This window comes from Rhizobium sp. G187 (assembly GCF_051549525.1).
GTDB lineage: Bacteria > Pseudomonadota > Alphaproteobacteria > Rhizobiales > Rhizobiaceae > Allorhizobium.
Genome location: NZ_JBPUGM010000002.1, coordinates 797384 through 817562, shown reverse-complemented (window position 1 = coordinate 817562; position 20179 = coordinate 797384). Strand labels below are relative to the sequence as shown.

Here is a 20179-nt window from a genome sequence, read left to right as displayed (position 1 = left end):
TTGAAGCCAGCCCTTTCGTCAGATCGGCGATTGTTCGGTGAAATCCGTGGACCGCACGACCTGCGCGGCAGCGGGGCTCAGCATCGCGGCATAGGCCGCGACCAGCGCATCCCGCCAATCCTCCGGCCGGTTGAACAGTGAGGGGGCGGAGGCAAAAGCCTGCTCGCTCATCACTCTCACATCCTCAGAGGGCATGCGGTCGAGTGCCTGCAAGGCGCTGACCATGCTCTGCTGGTTCGCGCCATCGAAGGACAAAGCGAAGCCAAGCTCGGTCATTTCTTCGGCCAGGAAAGCGCTGGCCGGCAGGATCACGGGGACACCGCTCGCAGCCGCCTCGACAGCCACGAGGCCGAACGGCTCCGGGTAGCGCGACGGCATGATGACCGCCCGCGCCGACTTGATGGCGTCGGCGATCTCGGCATGGGAACGCCAGCCGAGGAAACGGACGTGATCACCCGCCTTTTCAAGCTCCGCCCGCAAAGGGCCATCGCCGATGATGCAGAGCCGAACCCCCGCTCGGCCAGCGGCAGCGACCGCGTCCGCGACACCTTTTTCAGGATCGAGCCGCCCGATGAAGAAGAATTCGCTGTTATCTTCGGCGCGCACCCGCTCGCGCGTATAAGGAGCCGCCGGATTGCGGATCGTCACAAGCCGATCGGCATCATAGCCGGAACGCTCGAAATAGGCGGTCATCTTGTCATGCAGCATCACCAGCCGGCCGAACGCCTGGCGGCGGCGCAGCTGAAGGAAGAGATTGGCGCCGCGCACCGACCGCCAGATCTTGTGGGTATAGCTGCGCTTGTCACAGGCCGTCTTCAGGCAATCAAACCCGAGTGGCGTGCGCGTGCAGGTTTCCTGCCGGGTGTAATCGTAAAATGCGCCGTTCGGACAGGCCGAGAAGAAGTCATGGGCATGGACCAGGCACCGACTGGCGACCGGAGACAGGGCCTCAAACACCGAAGGCGACAGGATCTTCGACCATCCGTGTACATGATAAAGCGTGGCTGGACTGTCATTTTTGGCGATCCAGGCAGAGATTGCGGCAGCGGCCGGGCGATTGTGCACTCCGTTCAGCACAGCTTTCACGCGATCGGCGTTGAGGAGGTCGGCACCACCGAGCGCCACGAGCTCGATGCCACTGGCCGCAAGAGCTCCCTCATCGCCCTTGTCACCGCAGATATAGGTGACCCGAAGGCCCGCATCGGCGAGCAATTGCGCCGCCCGAACTGCGAGGGCTGTCGCGCCGCCTCTTGCAACAGAATAGTCGTCGATCACGACCACCCGATCAATGGTAGAAAGCCCGGTCGTCGGTGCCCTGGCCTCTTGTGCCCCCGCCGCCAATGACGTGTTCGGGGATCGCAGTGATGCCCCCCAATGCGCCATGTTCATGCTATCCATCCACACACCCCGCGGCTCCAGCTCGTCTTTCACGCTGCGGGTCGGAGACAGAACCAGCAGCAAACATATCGTCGGGACTCTGGCGACACCCGCTGCCCAAACCGCAAGAAGTCTCGCCAGTCCCACCTGATTGGACCAACGCGCGTTGCCGACGCGCCAGTCAATTCAGGTGTCCAGCGAGTCAGGCCAAGGCGCCACCGCTGCGCGCGTGGTTTTCCAATGCCGGCCGATTGAGGATGCGGATCGTTCCATGCGTCCCGTCGATCACCTTGCTTTCACGCAAACGGCGCAGACACTGGTTCACCTTCTCCCGCGATGCCGGGAGCGTGGCCGCCAATTCATGCTGGGAGATCGTCACCTCATCGCCATCCGTGCCGTCAATGCCGTAGACCGCCGAAAGCCGAAGCAGGGTCTGGGCCAGCCGGGAGATCAAACTGCCGCCGGCATTTGCGATGATCCGCAGTTCGAGTTCCGTGATCCTGGCCAGGGCGCGCGACAACAACTGGAACTGGAAATTCGGATCCTTCGCGCACATTTCGCGGAGCAGCCGACCGTCATAGAAATGCAGTTCGCAATCGGAAACAGCCTTGTATTCCAGGTTCATCGGCTGCCGGCGCAGCACCTCGATTTCGCCGACAACACTGCCCTTCGGCATGATCTCGACAATGAACTCCCGGCCGTCGGACAACAGGGCGTTGGCTCCGACCAGTCCACGCTGTATCCGTGCGAACATGTCGCCACTTACGCCGGCGCCAGCAATAACATCGCCACGCCGGAAGTTACGAATAGTATAGCGATACTGCGGGAAATGCTGAGCCCAGTTAGCAAGCAACCCATCGTCGCCTCCGCAAATGAACGGAGACGAGACCTTGCCCGCTCGCAAAGCGCGTATCTTCTCGCCCGCAAGCGGGCTCGTCACTGCTCCATTCATTGCATCAACTCCCTACGCACTCAAATATGACGCACTGCACAATTTCTGGTCTGCCAAGAGGAATTCTGATCTGATCGCAGTCAAATTTGATCCAAATTTCCCAGTAAAAACTGAGGGTATTTCAGATCATTCGAAAGCACAATTCGAATGCATATGCGCATTCGATAAGCATTTTTGATTGCCTTAACGCCTAGAGACAACATTCGAGACGTCAATATTATGGATCTAAACTATGCTTATAGAGTTTTGAAAATTGAGTCGAGAAAGTTGCATGAACGCGATGAGATACCTCCAAAATTGGTCTGATTAGAATTTCGCAATGGAGAGATCAGTATCATGAATAAATTATTAATGTTTGTAACCGGGGTCACAGACAGCAACATTGCGACGCAACAATCTGAGGGTCGAGCGCAAAGGCGAAGTGCGACGCGCCCCGGAGATGTAGATGACGACCGAATTTCAGGGTCTGGATGGTACCGACTCTTGGATCAGCTTGAAACCCGAAGACGCTGATATCCGCCATCTAGGCGTGTATCGCCTTCCATTGAGAAGCAATATTGTCAAGCGTGTGCTAGACATCACTATTTCCTTGATTGCGATCATCGCTCTGCTTCCCATGGCACTGCTGGTCGCCCTGCTGATCAAAGCCTCCGATGGCGGCACGGTGTTCTATTCGCACCGTCGAGTGGGCTGGCGTGGCCGGGATTTTGGCTGTCTGAAGTTCCGAACCATGCGGACGGATGCTGCGGCACAGCTTGCGGCCCTTCTGAAGGACAATCCCGAGGCTCGTGCCGAGTGGGAAGAGACGCGCAAGCTGCGAAACGATCCGCGGATCACGGTTGTCGGGGAAGTGCTGCGCAAGTCCAGCCTGGATGAACTTCCACAACTTCTCAATGTACTTGCCGGTCACATGAGTATCGTGGGACCGCGCCCCGTCACCCGCGAAGAACTGATTCGCTATGGCGACCATGTCGATCTCTACACCGCCGCGCGGCCTGGCCTGACCGGGCACTGGCAGACGAGCGGCAGGAGCAACACCTGTTTCGAACACCGTGTGGCGCTTGACGTGGAGTATGTCACGCGGTGGTCGCTCTCCTGGGATCTCTGGATCATGGCAAAAACCGTACCTGTCCTGTTCTCACGCGAAGGCGCCTACTGACGCCAAGCATATGCCGGCACTTTGTCACCTGTGCACCCAAAGGGTTCTCAAGATGCCGGAAGAAGTTTCAAGTATTGGGGAAGAGTGTGTCGACCAATCAGAGTTTCCAGCGAGTGCCTGCACTTTCGATGTTTCCGCAATCGGAAAAGGAAGAGCCGTTTTCGCTCGCCGACGTCACGTTCTTTGTCCGCCGTCGGTTTCGGATCATCGCCAGCGTCCCGCTTGTGACGGTCGGCCTGACCCTCATCTATCTCCTCATGGCTGAACCGTCCTATGTGGCATCGACCCAGCTGCTCGTCTCGCCGCAAATCAATAGCGGAGATGCGGCCCGGGCGCTGGCTGAAGACACGTTCATTGAGGGTGAGATCGAGATTGCCCGCGCCAGCGACGTGCTGCGCAGCGCAGCGATCAACCTCAACCTGACCAGTGATCCGCAATTCACGAACACGACCTCCCTGCGCGACCAGATCAAGTCAGCACTGCTCAATCTTGTGTCCCCTTCCGGGCAGCCAGATGGCGCGTCCGCCGGCACAGACCAGGAAGCGATGCTGGACCTCGTCGTCGCGAAACTGCGCAATGTCACATGGGCCAGGCGGATTGGCCGTTCGATGGTTGTCGAAATCTCGGCCTCGGCAAACAGCCGGGAGCGATCCGCCGAGATCGCGGACATGCTCGCGCGGGCCTACATCGCCAAAAACCTCGAAATGAAATCGCAGTCGGCACAGCAATACAGCAACTGGCTGGAACGGCTGGTGGATGAGCAGCAGGGCGGCCTGACAAAGGCGGCAAACGACCTCGCCGCGTTCCGTGCCAATCCGAAAGACCAATATCGCCTCGCCGAACTCGAAAGTCAGGCTCAGGCGCGGCGCAACCTGTTCGAAAGCACGCTGACTGCCTTTACGGAAGCCAAGCAACGCGTCTCTTCGCCCGTCTCCGATGCGACGATCGTCTCCCCGGCAACGCCACCGCTCTCAAAAGCAAGCCCGCGTTCTACCCTGCTCCTGGCTTTCAGCCTGCTCGTTGGCCTCGGTCTCGGCTTGATGATCGCCATGCTGGCGCATGCTGCCGACCGGCGGATCACCCGGCGCTCGCCGATTGCAGACGTGGCCGGCGTGTCTGTTCTTGCCCGCATCCGTCGGCTGCCAATCCGCAGCCTCGCGCCTTGCCAGACCGGAGGGGACCCCGAAGTTCCGCCATCGGACAAGGTGGTGCTGCGGCGCATGCAGGAGCTGGAGGTGTTGACGCCGCTGCTGCTCAACCTGCGCCGAAAGCGCAAGACGGCGATCGGTGTTATCGGCATCGGCCCGGGCTGCGGGGCATCCACGATCGCGCGAGAAATGGCGCTGCAGTCGGCGGCCTCCGGCGCGCGGACGCTGCTTGTCGATACCGTTGGCGGCAAGGCATCGCTGAGCCGTCTTCTCAACCATGATGGATCAAAAGGGCTGATCAAGGCTCTCTCCAGCACCGCGCCACTTGCTGACCTTACGGTGGACCTGAACCCGAACCTTCACTTCCTGCCTTGCGGGCAGAGAGACGGCGTATCGCCCGCGGTTCGGCTGGGTTCGCGGACGACGAAGCTGACCCTTGCAACGATGAAGGCAGACTACGATACAATCATCTTCGACATCGCCGCGGTCGAGGAAGCACCCGATGCCAACGCGCTTTCACCGGAACTGGACACAGTCCTTCTGGTGGCGATCGAGGGGCAGACCACGCTGGATGCGCTGGCGAAGGCGACTGGCGACCTGCGGCTGGTTGGCGCAGACGTCGCGGGCGCCATCATCAACAAGAGTCGGCAGGACTGAGAGGATGGCGCAGTATCCATCGCAACTCGGCCGACTTGCGCACGTAGAGCAGAGCAAGGAACGACCGCAATGCACGGAAGGGCAAGCCACCCTTCCGCGCCTGGCGATCGGTATTGCCTCGGCTGGCCGGGCGGAGACGCTCGCGGCAACCGTCGCCTATCTGCTATCCCCTGCCATGCCGGACATACCGCTTATTGTCTGCGTTCCCGCGCCTGACCATGCAGCAGGGCTTGCCGCATGCGATCGGGTGCAATTGCTGACAGGCCCCAGCGGGCTGACACGCCAGCGCAACGCGATCCTCTCGGCCTGCGCCGACAAGGCAGATCTCGTGCTGTTCTTTGACGATGATTTTGTGCCTCATCCGCAGTTCGCCGCTCACATGCAGCAGGCCTTTGCTGCGGATCCGGACATCGCGATTGCCACAGGTCGCGTGATTGCCGACGGCATCCTCGGTTCGGCGATCGGCCTTGCAGAGGCCGTCTCTCAGCTCGACACCAGCGAACCGCAGGCGGCTTCGGGCACTGTTCGCGACATCTACAACGCTTACGGTTGCAACATGGCGGTCAAGCTTGCGACCGCGCGCGATCACGGCATCCGGTTCGACGAATCACTGCCGCTCTATGGATGGCTCGAAGACGTTGATTTCAGCCGGGCACTTGCCCGTCACGGCCGCTGCGTCGAAGTCCCCGGTGCCCTTGGTGTGCATCTCGGGGTTCGCTCCGGACGCCAGCCGGGCCGTCGGCTGGGTTATTCGCAAGTCGCCAATCCCTGGCGGATGATGCGCAAGGGCACGCTTTCACCACTGCGTGGTTTCCGACAGATCGGGCGCAACATCACGGCCAATTTCATCGGCACGCTCTTCAAGACAACGGAAGTGGATCGCCGTGGCCGCTTCCTCGGCAATCTCATGGCGATGGGTGATCTCCTTCGGCGCAGACTCGATCCCGCACGGATCCTTGAAATCGATCTGCAGCCGAGTGCCCGAAGCCCAATCCCCTCACCTGCAACGCAAGGATCTCGACCATGATGGTTCATCGGATCTCACGTTTGGCCCTTGGCCTGTCCCTCATCACCAGCCTCTTTACAAGCGCGCCTGCGGCGGCGGAAAGCCAACGGCTCGTCGTTGAGGACCAGATCCGGCTTCGCGTGGTCGAATGGCGCTCTGCAGATGGACGCTATGCCAGCTGGGAAGCCTTGGAAGGCGTCTACACGATCAACGAAGCGGGCGAAATCGCGGTCCCCGTCATCGGCACCGTGCCAGCAAGCGGCAAGACCACCCAGGAACTGGCTGAGACCCTGGCCGTGACGCTCGCCGAGCGGGCCGGTCTGCCAACGCCGCCTTCCGTTGCCATCGAAGTCGAGGAACATGCCCCGATCTTCGTTGTCGGGTCTGTCCAGAGCCCGGGGCGCTATCCTTTCCAGGCCGGCATGACGACGATGAAGGCGGTGAGCGTCGCCGGCGGCTTCCTGCGGTCCCGCGGAGACAATGCCTATCTGCTGCGGGACCAGATCCAGGCAGCGGGCGCCTATCGCACGGCCGTTGTCGGCCAGCGCGAACTGCTCTTGCGCCGTGCGCGCCTGACCGCAGAAATCGAGGGCCGAGACGATTTCGACATCCCGGCGGAACTCGTCGGCACGGCCAATATCGAAGCGGCGAAAGCAGACGAACTGAACCTGCTGCAGTTGCGTCGGGTCCAACTGTCTAGCCGGATCGCGGCAGCGGACGACCTGGTGACGCTTTATGGTCAGGAGATCCAGTCCCTGGATGCCAAGATCAAGTCCCAGAAACAGCAGATCGACCGTGCGAGAAAGGAACTGGAGACGGCCACTAGCCTGGTGACCAAGGGCGCAATCACGAACAGCCGCCAGCTGGCCATCGACCGTGACCTTGCGACCCTGCAGAGCAATCTTCTCGACCTCGAGATCGCGCTTACCCGGGCCCGCCAGGCGGTGAGCGAAAGCGATCGCGAGAAGGCGAACCTGGTCTATCAGCGCAATGCGGAAAACCAGCAGGAACTCAACACAATCGACGCAGCCCTGTCGCGGGCCTCGATCGAAATGCAGGTGGCGCAACTCCTTGGACAACAGGCCGGGTACAACGAACAGCTGGCGCAGCTGGAAGCGGCAGCGGACGAAACGAGGAGCGAACAGAGAACCTACCGCATCATTCGCCGCAATGCCGACGGCAGCACAACGGTGATTCCAGGGGACGAAGCGACTTTGCTCGTACCGCATGATCTGGTCGAGATCGGCATCAGCACGTCGCGGGCCGGTGCCCAGGGCATTGGCAAGTCAACCAGCCTGATGCCAGCCGGCAACAACGCAAAGATCGCGCTGGACACAACAGCTGCTGGCATACTGCCCCCCGGCACGCTGCAAGTCGGACCGTAAAGGATGCGAATGTGAGCCTTTTGGACGTCTGCGTATTTCAGTCGAAGGCACAGGATCCCATTCGCCCAAAGGCGGGCGGGGCTGCTGCCCTGCCGCTTCTTTACGCCCCGCCAAAGCCGGGATCACCATCGTGTCGCTAGAAATCATCGGTCTTCTGACAATACTGCTCGGCGCCGTCGGGGTCTATCTCGGGCCGCGCTGGAGCGCGGCGATCCTTGCCATGTCACTGTTGTTCGGTGCGGCGGCGGCCATCCAGCTCCCGGCGCTCGGCGGCAATAGTGTGCAGCCCAGCCATTTGCTGCTCTTGTTTCTGTTCATCAGTGTTGCCGTGCGTCCTGCGCATCTGCATGCGAGCCTGGCAAGCCTGGCTCACCCCGGGCCGGGCTACTGGTTTGCGGCCTATATCATGTTTTCTGTCGCAACCGCCTATTTCCTGCCGAGGATCTTTGCCGATGCAAGCCTCGTCTATTCCTCTGCGCGCGGCGCGAACTCCATGATGTCGACCCTCGCCTCGCCGCTTCGGCCCGGCTCATCGAACTTCACCCAATCTGTCTATCTGCTGGCCGATCTCGCCTGCTTCGCCATCGTCGCGGCTCTGGCGCGCAACGGTCACGCACGCTTTCTGACCCATGCAGTAATCGCGACGGCTGCGACCTGCTGCCTCTTCGCGCTGCTTGATGTCACGACCTATTACGCAGGCGTGCCGCAGGCGCTGGATGTCATTCGCAATGCCAACTACACCATGCATACGACGGACACATTTGCCGGGTTCAAGCGCATCGTCGGATCGTTTCCTGAAGCAAGTTCCTTTGGCGCCATCGCGCTCTCCCTCTTCGTCTTCACGCTCATCCTCTGGCTCGAGCGCTATCCCGTGCGTTGGCTTGGACCGATCACCTGCGTGACGGGCATCTCCCTTCTGCTGTGCACATCAACCACGGCCTATGCGGCGGGTGCGGTCATGACAGCCGTCTGCGTGCTGTTTTGTCTTGTCCGGGTCTGGCGAGGCCGTGCACGCACGTCGCATGCCACATTCCTGCTGCTGTTCGTTCTTGTCCTGCCATGCCTCTTGCTGGGACTGATGCTGATGCCTGCGATCTGGCAGATGATTACAGATGTTGGCGTCGAAGCCTTTTCCAACAAGCTCGGTTCCCAATCGGGAGAGGAGCGGACCGCCTGGAACACACTGGCCCTGATTTCTTTCCTCGATACCGTCGGCATGGGGGCCGGTTTGGGCTCCGTGCGCGCATCAAGCTTCGTTGTGGCGCTGCTGTCGAATGTCGGCATCATCGGAACTTTGCTGTTTCTGCTTTTTCTCTACAGGCTTCTGCGCGCCACACGGCGACTGGATTCGAAACACTCTTACGATTTCGCCATCGGAATGGCTGCCCTCATGTCTTCGCTAAGCCAGATCGTCGCGGCCGCCTTGGCCGGCACCAGCACCGATCTCGGGCTCTTGTTCAGCCTGATCGCGGGGCTCGCAGCGGGCATCAGCGCGCCGAGGGCGAGGACCAGTCAGGCCGTGCTCGCATCCGACGATGCAGGACCGGCCGCCTTTCCGGAAGGAGTCCGTCTTGTCTGACAAGACCTGTGCGCCCGGACGGGGTGTGGCAAGCCGTTTTGCGCCGGTATCGCGGGCCCGACAGTCGCCATTTGTGCGTGCTGTTTCCTCTGCGCTTGCAGGCGATACCGGAGAGCAAACCAAACGCCTCCGTCAGAAGCGTGTTCATACCGTCATGGCCTATGAAGGGTTTGATGTCTCGACCCGTTCAAGAGGGCGGCGGCTCGCCGCCCATCCGGCTCCTGTCGCTCAGGGGGCGACCTTTCCGGCGACGGACAATCTGGCTGACAAAATGGCTGACGAAAAGCCCCAGCACATAACTGGTCTGCATGAGCACCAGCAACTTCAGGCCGAGGATCAGACTGCGGAACAGAGGCTCTCCTTGAAAGAGGAGCACGACAAGGACGGCAAGGACGACTCCCAGGGATGTCAGTGCAAAGGCCCAGGCACGAAGTACCGTACCGGCAAGGGAAGACACTGCGAAAACCAGAAGTGCGGCGCTCGACATTCCGACGTTACCTCTGCCCATGATCCGCTCCCTGGAGCAATGTCCCGTCGGACACCAATACGAATCAAGAAAAATACCTGCGTCAGCAGCATAGTAATGCGTTTCTTCGCTAAGTATTCAGTAAAAACAGGAATGGGGAAAATTTATGGTTCGCCAGGCGATCAATGATGGCAACACAACCAATGGTGAGGCCCAGGGCAACCCAAAGCCCGAATCGGCGCAAGCCCTCAACACCCAGTGTGTGGTCTATGTGACCGATGGGGAATACGCCTTTCCGACGATCATGTCGGCGCTGCAGGCCCGCAAGCAAAGCTCTCACAGCACGGATATCTGCGTCCTGCTCTCCGAGGCAATCCCTGACTTTGCGGCGTTGAGGGAACTGCTGGCAGCCAAGGGCGTGATCCTTCTCGACGTCTCTGAGGCGCTGGCGAGCTCACTTGGACGGCTGGATCTCGGGCATTTCCAGGGTCGAATCAGCGTCAGCACCATGGCGAAGCTGATTCTTCCGCAAATATTACCGAAACACTATACACAGATCATCTATCTTGACGGCGACACCCAGGTCATTCGCCCGCTCGAAGACCTTGAGAAACTGGTGGCGCCGCCAGGAAAGTTCTACGCCGCACGCGACTATCTGGCGCTGCGCGATCTTCTCGCGCATGGCAGGGACAGCCATTATTTCAACGCCGGCGTTTTGAAGTTCAATCGGGAAGGCTGGATTGGCGAAGAGGCGTTCAATCTGTTCCTGACCAATCCTGAGGCCTGCGATGGAAAACACGACCAGGGCGCCCTCAATCACGTTGCCGGCCAGTCGCTGATCCTGATTTCCAACAAGTGGAATTTCCCCAAGCAGTTCCTGCACATGGTCGACATGCGCTCGCTCAGCATTGTGCATTACATGGCGCATCCGAAGCCATGGCATGGAACCTACTTTCCCTGGACGGATGCCGAGAGCAGGATCTATCGCGAACTGCGGCGTGAAGACCCGCTATTCGCCCGCCTCTATCGTGGCATCTCACTCGACCGCAAGCTCGTCTATACGTTACGGTCGATGCGGGAGCGGACGCTTCATGCCCTTGCAGGCGGACGCAAACGCAATCCGCTTGAATATGCCTTGACCGGAAATTACCCCGCTTGAGCCGCCAACTGGGAAAATCCGCGTGACAGACAGAGCTACATCCTTCTTGCCCCGGAACCGCCCGAGGACCAAGGGTCGCAACAGCGATCCTCTCAGGCCAGAATGGAGGCGCACAGCATGACATTTGCCTCACCGGCAACCGCAAGCGCCCTGCATTATTCCAAGGCCCGGCTTCGCCGCCTGATCAAATCGCGCCAGCTGCGCTATACGCTGAACGAGGCCGCCTTATCTGCCGCGCAGCATGTCGTGGTTTGCGTGGTCCGCAATGAGGGGCACCGTCTGGCCTTCTTTCTCGACTACTACCGGCGGCTCGGCTTCGAGCATTTCATCTTTATCGACAACCAGTCGAGCGACAGCACGGCCGATATTCTGGCTGGGCAGGCCGACATCTCGGTTGTGTCGGCAACCGGCTCCTACAAGGCGGCCCGCTTCGGCAATGACTGGGTAAATGAGGTGATCAACCGCCTCTGCCGCGAAAAATGGGTGCTTTATGTGGATGCGGACGAGTTCCTCGTCTTTCCACATGACGACCGCCGGGGGATCAGCGACCTGACGGCCCATCTTGCCCGGCACGGACTTCGGTCACTCCGGGCAATCATGGTCGATATGTATGGCCGCGGTCGACTGTCAGACAATGTCTGCGAACCTGGTCGCGACCCCCTCGACATCTGCCCGCTTTTCGATCGCTCCGGCTATGTTCGCCATCATGATCCACGCGAGAATACAACCTGGATCAAGGGGGGCGTGCGCGGCCGGATCTATTTTCGTGAACGCCTATGGGACGGGCCGGCGCTGAACAAGATCCCGCTCGTGCATGTCTGCGGCGAACGGCTCTATCTAAAATCGTCACACCAGATCTGGCCTCTCGCCCTCAACCTGTCCGATCCCGTCGGCATCCCGCCAGTGACCGGCGCTCTCTTGCATTTCAAGTTTCTGTCGACCTTTGTCGAGAAGGTCACGGACCAGTCCAACCTGTCCGAACATACGGCAGAGTATGCGGCCTATACAGCCGGTGCGGGGAATGAAGTCTTTCTCGGCGCGGAAAGCCAGCCTTATACCGGCTGGCGCGATCTTTTCGATAACGGACTGATCGATGGCGGGGGATGGGACCAGTCAATGTGACGCCAAACGCGCTCTATTTCATCATAGAGCGCGTTCTCATCTCCCAGAGGTGATCTCGGCCCAAACCGGGTCGCGCTCATTGGGGATTATCATCCCTGCCCAACATCTTCAGCGGCGCCAGCCCCTCATTTCACGGCCACGGTTGCGGAGGGCGCGGTACCCGGAAGACCGAGCCTGCGCCTAAACCGCAAACGCCTGGACAGCTCGAGCCAGCGCTCTTCCAACGCCATCACAACCCTTCTCAGCTTCAAGGCTGGCTTCTCGACGAAATGCCAAGACATGGCGGCAAAACCGGCGGCCAAAACGGTGGCAAGCAGGCCATTCACGAACCAGTTCTGCCCCGCGGGTCCGAGTGCATAGAGCGCCTGCTGAATCGGATATCCATAGAGAAAGATACCGTAGGAATAGTCGGCGCCCTTGAGAATGCCGATCTTTCGCGGCGAACAGAGCCCGAGGAAAATGGTGATGTAGGCAAGCCCCGGCAGAGCCAGAAAATCGCCCATTGAGGTGTACCAGTAGCTGAACAGCACTGACGCACAGGACAGGCCGAAAAGGCGTCGATCCCAGAGGATGCGATCGCGATACAGATAGAAGACGACGCCAAGCAGGAAACCGCAGATCAGGAGGTTGCCCGACATGACAGTCGGAAAACTCGCCCATTCCGGACCATGCTTGGCGTAGCGGATCAGCCCATAGGTAATCGTGCAGCCAACGACCGCCAGAATCGAGAGAATGCGATAACGCACCACACCAACCAGAAAGAGGATGGCAATCGCGGCGTAGCATTCGAGTTCGTAAGGCACCGTCCAGAGCTGGATATTGGCGGTTCCGCCGTCCGGATTGGTTTCGAACACGCCGGGCAGCGTGAAATGGATATGGCCGGTGACGTTGAACAGATAGCGGAAGAATTCCGGATCGGTGAAATAGGCGCTTGGGCTAAGGCTGGTGAACAAGACGCCCAGCAGAAGCGCCGAGAGGAAGACTTCAACCGCCAGAGCCGGGTAGATGCGGATGAAGCGATTGCCGAGGAACGAAACCAGCGTTCGCGCACGCCCCAAGCTTCCGGCAACTAGAAAACCGCTCAGAATGAAGAACATCGGCAAAACAGACTTCAGGAATGGCCGAGCAGCCGATTCCCAAATGAACAGATCATCCCCCGTTGTCACACGGGCCGTATGAATCCACACCACCAAGATTGACAGGATAATTCGCATGTAGTCGAAGCCGGTCGGACGACCGCCAGACAAACCCAGTTTTTCTTCGAGAAGCATGAAAACACCTTGCAGATTACCTTGACGCAGGCATCAAAAACCTGTTGCCTCGCCCCCATGTTAGATTGCGCATCATCGGGCTGTCAGTGACCATGGCAACACTGCCTATAATTTTAAGCATGTTTCGAAACTCGGAAGAGACCGCAGCATCCGGCGGCGCCACGTTCCTCAATCAGTACAGACATGCCACCTCGATTGCGGAGCCCCTGCCGTGACCTTGTTCTGTCGTCTTCTTTGCGGTGTCCTCCTCCTGGCCGGAATTGGCCTTTTGGCTGGCGGGGCCTGGCTCGTTGCCCTGGGGGGCTCCCCCTATTACGCGCTGGTCGGCATCGCCTATGTCGCAGCGGCAATCCTTCTCTATTCAGGTCGGGCCACAGGCCTGATGATTGTCGTAGCGGTTGCGATCATCACCCTGCCCTGGGCGATCTGGGAAGCGGGTCTCGACTTCTGGGCGCTTTTCCCCCGGCTGCTTTCGCCGCTCGTCATCGCCTGCCTTGCCTTTCTGGTCAGCTTGCGTCTCTGCCCGACCATCAGCAGGCGCAGCGGCCTTGCCGGCGCGGTGGCCACGGCCCTGCCGCTCGTGGCAATCCTTTCGCTCGCCTTCGCTGAACATGGCGCGATCCGGCCGACGGATGCGACGACCGCCTACAGACAAGTCGCAGGTGACAATCGACCAAGCGACTGGACGTCCTATGGCAAGACGACCTCGGGCCTGCGCTATTCGACCTTCGACCAGATCAATCGCGATACCGTCGGGCAGCTTGAACCCGTCTGGACGTATCGGACCGGCAAGACGGTTGGCGTTGACCAGAACACACCGCTTCTCATCGGCGATACGCTGTATTCCTGCACGCCCAGCAATGTCGTCGCGGCGCTCGATGTCGATAGCGGCGCGCCGCGCTGGACTTTTGATCCGAAGGCGGAAGCGCCGATGTGGCAGCGTTGTCGAGGTCTCGGTTATTTCAAAATGTCAGCCCCCGCGCCAGAGCCTGCCGCTCCCTGCCACGAGCGCCTGATCATGACGACGATCGATGCCCGACTGATGGCGCTCGACACCAAAACCGGCACGCCCTGCCCGGATTTCGGCAGTAACGGTACGGTGTCGCTCGCCGTCGGCATGGGCGAGCTGAAGGCTGGCTACTATTTCCAGACATCGGCACCGCTCGTTGCCCGCGACCGGATCATCATCGGCGGCTGGGTGAAGGACAATCAGGAAACCGGTGAACCCTCCGGCGTCATCAGGGCGTTCAACGCCATCACCGGCGAGTTGGAATGGGCTTGGGATCTCGCAGATCCCTCGATCACCCGATTGCCGCCCGAGGGCAAGAGCTACAGTCGGGGAACGCCCAATATGTGGACGACCGCGGCCTTCGACGAAAAGCTCGGCCTCATCTATGCGCCGCTCGGCAATGCGACGCCCGACTATTACGGCGCCGAGCGGCCCGCGCACGCCGATGCCTACAATGCCACGCTGGTGGCGCTGGACGTGACCACCGGCCGGGAGCGCTGGAGGTTCCGCACGGTCAATCATGACATCTGGGACTATGACCTGCCGTCACAACCAGCGCTGATCGACCTGCCGGACGGCAAGGGTAGCACGATTGCGGCCGTGCTGCAGACGACCAAGCGCGGACAGATTTTCCTGCTCGATCGGGCAAGTGGCGAACCGATCAGCCGCGTCGAAGAAAGGCCGGTGCCGCAATCGGGCGCTGCGCCTGAGGAAAAGCTGGCATCCACACAGCCTTACTCGATCGACATGCCGGTGATTGGTGCGGACAGACTGTCGGAAGAGAAGGCCTGGGGCCTGACCATGTTCGATCAGCTCGCCTGCCGGATCGCCTTCCGCAAGCTGCGTTACGACGGGGACTTCACCCCGATCGGGCTTCAGCCCGCCCTGCAGCAACCCGGCAATCTCGGCGGGATGAACTGGGGCAGTGTTTCCGTCGACGTCCCGAACAACCGCGTGTTCCTGAACGATATCCGCGTTCCAAGCGTATTCAGGCTCATCTCCCGTGCAGAGTATGCCGACCAGTTCAGCGATGCGGCCGGCCACGGCCCCGCGCCGCAATTCGGCACGCCTTACGGCATGGAAACCGAAATGTGGGAATCGCCGATCGGCGTGCCGTGCAACCAGCCGCCTTTCGGCACGATTACGGCCATAGACCTCACGACGAAGACGATCGCCTGGCAGGTGCCAGCCGGCACCGCAGAAGAGCTTGGACCGTTGCGCCTCAAGCTCAGCATGCCGATGCCGCTTGGCCTGCCGACCTATGCCGGCAGCATGACAACCGCCGGCGGCCTGGTATTCTTTGCAGGTTTCCAGGATCATTACATCCGCGCCTATGACGCCGAGGACGGGACGATGCTCTGGCAATATCCCCTGCCGGTGAGCGCCAGCGCCACGCCGATGACCTATGTCTCGCCGAAGACAGGGCGGCAATATGTGGTTGTGTCTGTCGGTGGCGCGCCCTTCTCAGAGGAAAGTGGCGATTACCTGATAGCCTTCGCTCTTCCAGGAAAGGCGAGCGGCTCCTGATTTGGACGCTGCCCTGGGCTTCGCTGCGGGATAAGCTGTCAGTTTGGCACTTTCCGGGTGGACGACGCTGAAAAGCGTCGTAAACCTCTCTCCTTCCAAGCGCGCCCCGGCGGGTGGGCCGACCGACAAGGGAGACATCGTGACCGATCAGCTGACTGCGGCCGACTTCACGCCACATGCGGGCCTTGCCGCCAATCTTCTGCCCCATGCCACCGAAGGCGATGATGGGTCGCACGATCTTGCCCATATCCACCGCGTCTTTCGCAATGCCATGCGCATCCACGCGGAGGAAGGTGGCGATGGTGCGGTCCTCGCTGCCGCCGTGCTGTTGCATGATTGCGTGGCAGTCGAAAAGAACTCGCCGCTAAGGGCGGAAGCTTCGCGGCTTGCGGCGGACAAGGCATCCGGCATTCTCGCGGCCCTCGGCTGGGAAAGAATAGAGATTGCAGCCGTCGCCCATGCGATCCTGACGCACAGCTATTCTGCGGGCATCCCTCCGGAAAGCCTTGAAGCGAAGATTCTCCAGGATGCCGACAGGCTGGATGCGATCGGCATGGTGGGTGTGGCACGCTGCTTCTACATCGCCGGCCGCATGGGATCGGCGCTCTATCACGCCGGTGACCCGGATGCCGACAACCGGTCGCTCGACGACCGGCGTTATGCGATCGACCATTTTCCGGCGAAGCTGCTCAAGCTTTCTGCCGGTTTCCAGACCGAGGCCGGCCGCAAACTGGCCACCGAGCGCCACAGGCGACTGGTCGAGTTTCTCACTCTTTTCCGCGATGAAATCTGAGGCACGCCATGCAGATCACTGAACTCGTCGTCTACCCCTTCAAGAGTGCGCGCGGGATCGCTGTGCCGAAGGCTCGCATTGAGGCCATGGGCCTTGCCGGTGACCGGCGGATGATGCTGACCGATCCCGACGGGCACTTCATTACCCAGCGCGAATTACCGGCCCTTGCAGGGCTGACCGCCATTCCCGGTGCCGCCTATGTCACCCTAAAGCTAGACGATGGCCGCGAGATGATGGTGGCGCCGCCGCAACCGGACCATCGGCAAAAGGTGGCCATCTGGAGGTCGATCGTCGATGCCGCCGTGGCCGATGACAGCGTCAATGCCAAACTCTCAGACTGGTTCGGTCGGCCGGTTCGGCTCGCGTTCATCGATGGCGAAAGCCGGCGGGAAGCAAGCCCCGAATGGGCGGGTCAGGGCACACCGATGGGATTTGCCGATGGCTATCAGATCCTCGTTACCACGACCGGCTCGCTCGCGGCCCTCAATGCGGACATGGAGCAGCATGGCGAAGGCGCAGTCGGCATGAACAGGTTCCGGCCCAATATCGTGCTCGACTGCGACGAGCCCTGGGCGGAAGATCGTTGGGCTGGCATCGAGATCGGCGGCATTCAGTTCGACTTCGTCAAGCCCTGCCCGCGCTGCATCATGACAACGCAGGACCAGAAGAACGGCTCACGCGATGGCGCCAATCCGATGCCGGCCATGGGCCGGATCCGCATGTCGGCCGACCGACGTGTTCCCGGCCCTTTGTTCGGCTGGAATGCCGTACCGCGCGGCGAAGGGACAGTTCAGGTCGGCGACAGCGTGATAGTTACAGGAGAACGCGAGGTCTGGGCGATCAAGCAGCGCTGAACACGCGCCCGCCGGACCACCTGACGCCTATCAATTCTACTGATGAGGGCTTCATCAAAAGGCGTTTTTCGTCGTGGCAATCGTGATCTATGGTCTGCGCGACACAGGAGAGTCCCATGACCAAAGCCGCCAGCCGTCCTGCCATGCCCTGGCTGATCATCCTTGCCGGATCGCTGATCGCGGTGATGACCTTCGGACCGCGCTCTGCCATGGGCTTCTTCCAACTGCCAATGCTCGCCGATCGCGGCTGGGATCGCTCCACATTCGGACTTGCCATGGCTTTTCAGAACCTGTTCTGGGGCCTGAGCCAGCCCTTCTTCGGCGCACTGGCTGACAAGTATGGCACCGGGCGTGTGCTGGCGAGTTCCGGTGTGCTCTACGCGGCCGGCCTCGTGATGATGGCCAATGCGACGGCCCCGATCTGGCTGCATATCGGCGGCGGCGTGCTGGTCGGCACGGCCATCGGCGCCGGCTCATTCAGCGTCATACTCTCGGCTTTCGCCCGCAATGTGACACCAGAACAGCGCTCCATGGCGTTTGGTATCGGCACGGCTGCGGGTTCTGCCGGCATGTTTCTCTTTGCGCCGCTCAGCCAGGGCTTCATTTCCACTTATGGCTGGTCGGACAGTCTCGTCATCCTCGCCGTAATGATGCTTGTCATCCCCCTGCTCGCCTTTCCGCTGCGCGGCAATGCGCAGTCGGGCACGCAGTCGGGCAACCAGTATCAACAGACGGTGCTTGACGCCTTGAAGGAAGCGCTGACACACAGAAGCTACCTGCTGCTGACCACCGGCTTCTTCGTCTGCGGCTTCCAGGTGGCTTTCATCACGGCGCATTTCCCTGCCTATCTCGGGGATATCGGCATTGAGCCGCGTTATGCGGTGATTGCCATGGCGCTGATCGGTTTCTTCAACATCATAGGCTCGCTTGCAGCCGGCTATATCGGCCAGCGGTACTCGAAAGCCTATTTCCTGGCGCTGATCTATATCGGCCGCTCGATCATCGTGACACTCTTCCTGCTGCTGCCGCAGACACCGCTTTCGGTCGTCATCTTCGCCGCCGTCATGGGCCTTCTCTGGCTGTCGACCGTGCCGCCAACCAATGGACTCGTGGCCGTGATGTTCGGCACGCGCCATCTTGGCCTTCTTGGTGGATTGGTCTTCCTGTCGCACCAGATCGGCTCCTTCCTCGGCGTCTGGCTCGGCGGTTTTCTCTACGACCGCCTCGGCAGCTACGACCAAGTCTGGTGGCTGGGTGTGGCGCTTGGCCTCTTCGCGGCTATCGTGCATTGGCCGATCCGGGAGGCCGCCGTGGCCCGTCCCGCCCCCAGCCCGGCATAATTTGGCCCAAACTGAGATTATTTTTCGACAATTCACTCTTGCCGGATCTTTATTCCGCATGATGCGCCGCACAACGACTGTCACAGAAAATTATTTTATTTTTTATGGGCACCCCGTTGACGGATTCGCATCTGACACCTACCTTGTGGCCGCTGGTTGAGATTACCGGCACACAACCTTTCAATGGTCGCAAGAAGCGTGACCACAGCCAAAGATGGAGGACAGCGAAATGCAAATCGTATTTCAAAATGCCGCCCGATCCTGGCCGTCTGCCCCGCGCCTGGTGATGGCGAAGCGCCATTACTGCCACGCCTGTCGAATGTGACGCTGAACAAGCTCTGACATCAACAATCGGCATTATCTGAAGCTCCGTGCGCAAACCGTACGGGCGGGGAATTACGTTATGAAAAAGCAAGTTATTGAATATGCCGGTGTTCCGGTCGGCATCACTGTTCCCGATGGGAACCGGATCAAGTTCATCGCCGTCAAATATCCCGTCATCGATCTCGATGGCGGCAGCTATGACAGCGTCCGCGACCTGCAGGCCGCCATTCACGAGCATGTATCGAAATCAGCCGAGGAAGATCAGGCTGTGTTTGTGGGTGCAGCCAATGATGTGGCGTCCAACGAGGCACGCAGCGTCTTCAACGCCGCCTGACAGAAGCCTTCGCGTGCCGCGCCCGGTTCCAGACCGCGCGGCACGTAAACATGTCGATCAAGGAAAAAAGCCGTTAGCTTGAACGCCTCTATGAGGCTTTCCGGATCCGCACCACGCCGCGTGCCCGGCGCAAGAAAACCGGGCAAGGCGAGCATCTTGTCAGCCCAGGGCGCCCCTGCATCGCGACTGACTGCGCGACCCGATTTCGGGGACACGAACGCCAGATCATCGCGCAGGCCAGTGGCTGCGCATTCTTCCAGGTCCAGCCCAAAACCGAGATCATTCAACAGCGCCAGCTCGAAGCGGACGAAGAGCTCGCCCGCCGTTGCCGGTTCCTGAAGGTGATCCAGAATGACGTCCAGCGCTTCAAACAGATGCGGATGCGGATCGCGCTCCGGCAGCAGGCGTAGCAGGGCGGCGAGCGCCTGCACACCATAGACTGCCGTTGCGCTCTCCATCAGCCGCCCTGCGCGCAAGACGAGCGGCTCGACACGATATTCCCCGATATGCTCGTCGAGGCGGGCACGCCAGGTGACTTCCAGCCGGTTGCCCGGCTGCAGCACCGGCTGCATGTTGCGCGACCGACCAGAACGCACCATGCCCAGATGGCGGCCACGCTCACGGGTCATCATTTCGGCGATGACGCTGGTTTCGCCATGTCGCCGCACACCAAGCAGAATTGCTTCATCGGTCCATTGCATGGGATGGAGTCTACCT

At 60.5% G+C, this 20179-nt stretch carries 17 protein-coding genes; 13 read left to right on the top strand and 4 right to left on the bottom strand.

Annotation, left to right across the window (positions count from 1 at the left end):
• Positions 1–18: 18 nt before the first annotated feature.
• Positions 19–1389, bottom strand: coding sequence for a glycosyltransferase family 4 protein (locus ACSV9I_RS08775; RefSeq protein ID WP_438328410.1), 1371 nt, complete (start codon positions 1387–1389; stop codon positions 19–21).
• 190 nt (positions 1390–1579) lie between these two features.
• Positions 1580–2329: a Crp/Fnr family transcriptional regulator gene (locus ACSV9I_RS08770; protein WP_054159796.1), complete on the bottom strand. Its 750-nt coding sequence runs from the start codon at positions 2327–2329 to the stop codon at positions 1580–1582.
• 445 nt (positions 2330–2774) lie between these two features.
• On the opposite strand from ACSV9I_RS08770, the gene ACSV9I_RS08765 reads away from it, so the two are divergent.
• The 8 genes from ACSV9I_RS08765 (at position 2775) to ACSV9I_RS08730 (ending at position 12010) form a co-directional block, all read left to right on the top strand.
• The gene (locus ACSV9I_RS08765; RefSeq protein WP_054159795.1) at positions 2775–3488 is read left to right on the top strand and encodes a sugar transferase; all 714 of its coding nucleotides are present in this window, start codon (positions 2775–2777) and stop codon (positions 3486–3488) included.
• A gap of 86 nt (positions 3489–3574) precedes the next feature.
• Positions 3575–5293 (top strand): Wzz/FepE/Etk N-terminal domain-containing protein, encoded by a 1719-nt coding sequence (locus ACSV9I_RS08760; protein ID WP_438328409.1) that lies wholly within the window; start codon positions 3575–3577, stop codon positions 5291–5293.
• A 4-nt stretch (positions 5294–5297) separates the two neighbouring features.
• Positions 5298–6320 carry a glycosyltransferase family 2 protein gene (locus ACSV9I_RS08755; protein ID WP_438328408.1) on the top strand — a complete coding sequence of 341 codons (1023 nt, stop codon included), beginning with the start codon at positions 5298–5300 and terminating at the stop codon, positions 6318–6320.
• Complete coding sequence (locus ACSV9I_RS08750; RefSeq protein ID WP_438328406.1) at positions 6317–7684, top strand: polysaccharide biosynthesis/export family protein; 1368 nt, start codon at positions 6317–6319, stop codon at positions 7682–7684. Before ACSV9I_RS08755 ends, ACSV9I_RS08750 begins: the two co-directional genes overlap by 4 nt.
• Positions 7685–7814: 130 nt before the next feature.
• On the top strand, positions 7815–9263 hold the full coding sequence (locus ACSV9I_RS08745) for a hypothetical protein (RefSeq protein ID WP_054159793.1): 1449 nt from the start codon (positions 7815–7817) through the stop codon (positions 9261–9263).
• The gene (locus ACSV9I_RS08740) at positions 9256–9918 is read left to right on the top strand and encodes a hypothetical protein (RefSeq protein WP_438328405.1); all 663 of its coding nucleotides are present in this window, start codon (positions 9256–9258) and stop codon (positions 9916–9918) included. Before ACSV9I_RS08745 ends, ACSV9I_RS08740 begins: the two co-directional genes overlap by 8 nt.
• Positions 9896–10888 (top strand): glycosyltransferase family 8 protein, encoded by a 993-nt coding sequence (locus ACSV9I_RS08735; protein ID WP_438328404.1) that lies wholly within the window; start codon positions 9896–9898, stop codon positions 10886–10888. Before ACSV9I_RS08740 ends, ACSV9I_RS08735 begins: the two co-directional genes overlap by 23 nt.
• A 117-nt stretch (positions 10889–11005) precedes the next feature.
• Positions 11006–12010 (top strand): glycosyltransferase family 2 protein, encoded by a 1005-nt coding sequence (locus ACSV9I_RS08730; RefSeq protein WP_054159895.1) that lies wholly within the window; start codon positions 11006–11008, stop codon positions 12008–12010.
• Between the two features lie 125 nt (positions 12011–12135).
• Here ACSV9I_RS08730 and ACSV9I_RS08725 read toward each other — a convergent pair whose 3' ends face one another.
• Positions 12136–13281 (bottom strand): acyltransferase family protein, encoded by a 1146-nt coding sequence (locus ACSV9I_RS08725; RefSeq protein WP_438328402.1) that lies wholly within the window; start codon positions 13279–13281, stop codon positions 12136–12138.
• Positions 13282–13492: 211 nt separating this feature from the next.
• Here ACSV9I_RS08725 and ACSV9I_RS08720 point away from each other — a divergent pair, with 211 nt between their 5' ends.
• From ACSV9I_RS08720 to ACSV9I_RS08700, 5 genes are all read left to right on the top strand, one after another.
• On the top strand, positions 13493–15817 hold the full coding sequence (locus ACSV9I_RS08720) for a membrane-bound PQQ-dependent dehydrogenase, glucose/quinate/shikimate family (protein ID WP_438328401.1): 2325 nt from the start codon (positions 13493–13495) through the stop codon (positions 15815–15817).
• A gap of 139 nt (positions 15818–15956) precedes the next feature.
• A complete protein-coding gene (locus ACSV9I_RS08715; protein ID WP_438328552.1) occupies positions 15957–16610 on the top strand; it encodes an HD domain-containing protein in 654 nt (217 codons plus the stop codon).
• 8 nt (positions 16611–16618) lie between these two features.
• A complete protein-coding gene (locus ACSV9I_RS08710; protein WP_438328399.1) occupies positions 16619–17464 on the top strand; it encodes an MOSC domain-containing protein in 846 nt (281 codons plus the stop codon).
• Between the two features lie 116 nt (positions 17465–17580).
• A complete protein-coding gene (locus ACSV9I_RS08705; RefSeq protein WP_438328398.1) occupies positions 17581–18804 on the top strand; it encodes an MFS transporter in 1224 nt (407 codons plus the stop codon).
• 403 nt (positions 18805–19207) lie between these two features.
• Entirely contained in the window at positions 19208–19462 is a 255-nt protein-coding gene (locus ACSV9I_RS08700; RefSeq protein WP_438328560.1) for a hypothetical protein, read from the top strand.
• Here the strand turns inward: ACSV9I_RS08700 and recO are convergent.
• The gene (gene recO, locus ACSV9I_RS08695; protein ID WP_438328397.1) at positions 19390–20163 is read right to left on the bottom strand and encodes a DNA repair protein RecO; all 774 of its coding nucleotides are present in this window, start codon (positions 20161–20163) and stop codon (positions 19390–19392) included. The two genes, ACSV9I_RS08700 and recO, sit on opposite strands and share 73 nt — an antisense overlap.
• Positions 20164–20179 lie beyond the last annotated feature (16 nt).

Bases quoted from the DNA above. Each gene is read 5' to 3' on its own strand.
- ACSV9I_RS08775 (WP_438328410.1), bottom strand. From the start codon at position 1,389: ATGAACATGGCGCATTGGGGGGCATCACTGCGATCCCCGAACACGTCA.
- ACSV9I_RS08770 (WP_054159796.1), bottom strand. From the start codon at position 2,329: ATGAATGGAGCAGTGACGAGCCCGCTTGCGGGCGAGAAGATACGCGCT.
- ACSV9I_RS08765 (WP_054159795.1), top strand. From the start codon at position 2,775: ATGACGACCGAATTTCAGGGTCTGGATGGTACCGACTCTTGGATCAGC.
- ACSV9I_RS08755 (WP_438328408.1), top strand. From the start codon at position 5,298: ATGGCGCAGTATCCATCGCAACTCGGCCGACTTGCGCACGTAGAGCAG.
- ACSV9I_RS08750 (WP_438328406.1), top strand. From the start codon at position 6,317: ATGATGGTTCATCGGATCTCACGTTTGGCCCTTGGCCTGTCCCTCATC.
- ACSV9I_RS08735 (WP_438328404.1), top strand. From the start codon at position 9,896: ATGGTTCGCCAGGCGATCAATGATGGCAACACAACCAATGGTGAGGCC.
- ACSV9I_RS08730 (WP_054159895.1), top strand. From the start codon at position 11,006: ATGACATTTGCCTCACCGGCAACCGCAAGCGCCCTGCATTATTCCAAG.
- ACSV9I_RS08725 (WP_438328402.1), bottom strand. From the start codon at position 13,281: ATGCTTCTCGAAGAAAAACTGGGTTTGTCTGGCGGTCGTCCGACCGGC.
- ACSV9I_RS08710 (WP_438328399.1), top strand. From the start codon at position 16,619: ATGCAGATCACTGAACTCGTCGTCTACCCCTTCAAGAGTGCGCGCGGG.
- ACSV9I_RS08705 (WP_438328398.1), top strand. From the start codon at position 17,581: ATGACCAAAGCCGCCAGCCGTCCTGCCATGCCCTGGCTGATCATCCTT.
- ACSV9I_RS08700 (WP_438328560.1), top strand. From the start codon at position 19,208: ATGAAAAAGCAAGTTATTGAATATGCCGGTGTTCCGGTCGGCATCACT.
- recO (WP_438328397.1), bottom strand. From the start codon at position 20,163: ATGCAATGGACCGATGAAGCAATTCTGCTTGGTGTGCGGCGACATGGC.